Raw genomic sequence first — 2,988 nt, forward strand, 5'->3', positions numbered from 1 at the left:
CGGCATCTCGTGCTCGGCCAGCTGGATCTCCTTGCGGCCGAACGGCGCCAGGGAGAGGTCGGCGACCTTGAAGTCACCGGTGATGTTGGACGACATGTGTCGTGCTCCTCGCTACATGGGACGGGTCTCGTACGGGTGTGCTGCGCGGCGGAGTGCCCGACAGCCCGGCGCTCCGCTACGGCACAATCCGTCGGAGGACCTCTCTCCCTCGACCGGTGCGCACGGTAGGCCGGGCGCGGCCGATCGACCGCCATCAGCAGCGACGTTTGGCTCTGGTGACGAATCTACACCGATGGCGCATTCGCACGGGCTTCGTACGGCCGGATTCACCCGGACCTGGCCGAAAGAGGTGCCGGGGCCGGCGGGCCTCAGTGCGGGACGGGACCGCCCGGGGTGGCCTCGCGATCCGGGCCGGCCGCTGCCTTCTCGGCGCTGTAGATGTCGGGTTCGAGGTAGAGGGCGCGGGCGATCGGCACCGCCCGGCGGACTCTGGCCTCGGCGGCGTCAATGGCCCGGGCGACCTGGGCGGCACTGTCCTCCGCGTTGACGCCGATCTTCGCGGCGACCAGCAGCTCCTCGGGGCCCAGGTGCAGGGTGCGCATGTGGATCACGCCGGTGACCGCCTCGTCGTCGACCAGGGCCTCGCGGATCAGGGCGACCACCTCCTTGTCGGCGGACTCGCCGATCAGCAGGGACTTGGTCTCCAGCGCCAGCACGATCGCGATCACCACCAGCAGGATGCCGATCGAGAGGGTGCCGACCCCGTCCCAGACGCCGTTGCCGGTGGCCACCGTGAGACCGACGCCGAGCAGCGCGAGCACCAGGCCGATCAGCGCGCCGGAGTCCTCCAGCAGCACCACGGGCAGCTCCGGGGCCTTGGCGCGGCGGATGTAGTCGACCCAGCCGAGCGCGCCCTTCGCCTTGTCCGCCTCCCGGTAGGCCGTCAGGAAGGACCAGCCCTCCATCAGGATGGCGAAGACCAGCACGCCGACCGCCCAGTACCAGCCGTGCAGCTCGTGCGGGTCCCGGATCTTGTGGTAGCCCTCGTAGCAGGCGAACAGCCCGCCGACGGTGAACAGCACGATGGCGACCAGGAAGCCGTAGACGTAGCGCTCGCGGCCGTAGCCGAACGGGTGCTGGGAGTCCGCCTCGCGGGCCGCGCGCTTGCCGCCGATCAGCAGCAGCACCTGGTTGCCGGAGTCGGCCACCGAGTGCACGCCCTCGGCGAGCATCGACGACGACCCGGTGAAGGCGAAGGCCGCGAACTTGCTGACCGCGATCGCCAGGTTGGCCGACAGCGCGGCGACGAGGGCCTTGGTGCCGCCTTCGGTACTCATATGTCCCTGTGGTCCTTCGCGTGGGCGGTGTTCAGAGCTGTGCGGCCGCGGCCAGGCCGAGGTAGACGGCGGCGAAGTCGGTCAGGCCGGTCAGTTCGGCCAGGGCCTGGAGCGGGTCCGTCCGGCCGCTGGTCAGGTCGGTGATCCGGACGTCGTGCGCGGTGGCCAGCCGACGGGCGCGGGAGACCGCGTAGCCCGGGTCCGCCGTCTCGTCGGGTTCGTCCTGTCCCGGGGTCCGGCGCAGCAGCAGGACCTGGAGCAGCAGCGGGTCGGGCTCGTCGACCCGGTCGCGGAAGAAGTCGTCCGGGTCGGCGCCCGCGCCGAGTGTGCCGACCAGCATGCCGCGGTGGGCGGTGAGGGCCTGCGGCAGGACGGCGGCCAGCGCCGGGCGGGCGGCCCGGTCGGCGAGCATCGCGGCGAAGCGCTCGGCGGCGACCCCCGCCAGCGGGCCGTCCGCCCAGAGCAGCGGGACGGTACCGGCCAGCTGCCCGGCCAGGTCCTTGGCCGGGTTGCCGTACGCGGCGGCGTCCGGGCGGCAGCGGACGGCGACCTCGTCGAGCCGGTCGGCCGTCGCCTCCAGCTCACCCGGCGGGAGCTGGGTGACGCCGATCCGCTCGGCGAGGGCCAGCAGCGGGGTCAGGACGGCCCAGAGCGCGCCGACGTCCTCGGAGGGCAGGTCGGCCTCGGCGGGCGGGTCCGGGCGCTCGTCCTCGTCGGGCTCGGCCGCCGCGACGTACGGCAGCGGGAGGCCGCGGACCTGGAGGGCCGCCTCGGCGAGCAGGCTGCCGACGGGGGCGATGACGGCGATGGCGCAGCCGCGCGCGTACGCCTGCTCGGCGAGACCGATCAGGCCCTGCTCGCCGCCGTCGGCGGAGGCCAGCACCAGCAGGTCGAGCGGGCCCGCCCAGCCGGGGAGCTGCCAGGCGAGACCGGCGGTGAAGGCGGGGGTGCCGAGGTGGCCCCGGGCGATCGGGGCGACGTCGTGCGGGGCCAGCGGGAGGACCTGGCAGCTGGTGACGGCCAGGGCCGCCAGCGCGGCGCCCGCGGTCAGGGCGGCGCCGGGACCGGCGACCAGGACGGTGCGCGGACGCCCGTCCGGACGCAGGTCGGACAGGCCGGCCGCGTCGGCCAGGCGCAGGGCGGTACGGATCCGGGCGCCCGCGCCCGCGAGGGCGAGCAGGGCGTTGTCCCGGTCGGCGCGCCGGAGGGCGGCCGGGTCGTCGAGCAGGGCGTCGTCGAGCATACGGCTGGCCTCCGGCAGGAGAGAGCAGACGGGAGCTGGTGCGGACGTGCGACCGGTCGGCCGGGACAGCGGGTCCGGTACGGCCGGTCAGGTGGGACGGCCGGTCAGGACGGGCGGCGGGCCTCGTCCACCAGGAGCACCGGGATGCCGTCCCGGACCGGGTAGACCAGGCCGCAGCTCTCGCCGGTGCAGCGCAGCTCGGTCTCGTCGCCCTGACCGGACTCGGCGAGTGCGGCGTGGCACTGCGGGCAGACCAGGATGTCGAGCAGGAAGGACGGCAGGCTCATGGGGTGCGGGCTCCGGGTGTGAAGTGTGCGGGGCCCGGGCTGGCGCCCCGACCGGTAGTCAGCCTACCGGTCGGGCGCGGGCGTGGGCGTGGACCTGCGCAGGTCCGCGCCCACGCCCCGA

The 2,988-nt window shown here is 74.5% G+C and carries 4 protein-coding genes; all 4 read right to left on the reverse strand.

Annotated features, from left to right (window positions below; genetic code table 11):
* Positions 1-96, reverse strand: a 96-nt coding sequence (locus ABD330_RS32085; RefSeq protein ID WP_344469842.1) for an adenosylhomocysteinase, incomplete at its 3' end; no start/stop codon positions are given.
* Positions 97-368: 272 nt separating this feature from the next.
* Entirely contained in the window at positions 369-1,337 is a 969-nt protein-coding gene (locus ABD330_RS32090; protein WP_344469840.1) for a cation diffusion facilitator family transporter, read from the reverse strand.
* 31 nt (positions 1,338-1,368) lie between these two features.
* Complete coding sequence (locus ABD330_RS32095) at positions 1,369-2,580, reverse strand: SIS domain-containing protein (RefSeq protein ID WP_344469841.1); 1,212 nt, start codon at positions 2,578-2,580, stop codon at positions 1,369-1,371.
* Between the two features lie 104 nt (positions 2,581-2,684).
* A complete protein-coding gene (locus ABD330_RS32100; protein ID WP_280720206.1) occupies positions 2,685-2,867 on the reverse strand; it encodes a Trm112 family protein in 183 nt (60 codons plus the stop codon).
* Between the last annotated feature and the right edge of the window lie 121 nt (positions 2,868-2,988).

Source organism: Kitasatospora kazusensis (assembly GCF_039529945.1).
Classification (GTDB): domain Bacteria; phylum Actinomycetota; class Actinomycetes; order Streptomycetales; family Streptomycetaceae; genus Kitasatospora; species Kitasatospora kazusensis.

Excerpts from the sequence above, each read along its gene's own strand:
- ABD330_RS32090 (WP_344469840.1), bottom strand. The coding sequence starts at position 1,337 with ATGAGTACCGAAGGCGGCACCAAGGCCCTCGTCGCCGCGCTGTCGGCC.
- ABD330_RS32095 (WP_344469841.1), bottom strand. The coding sequence starts at position 2,580 with ATGCTCGACGACGCCCTGCTCGACGACCCGGCCGCCCTCCGGCGCGCC.
- ABD330_RS32100 (WP_280720206.1), bottom strand. The coding sequence starts at position 2,867 with ATGAGCCTGCCGTCCTTCCTGCTCGACATCCTGGTCTGCCCGCAGTGC.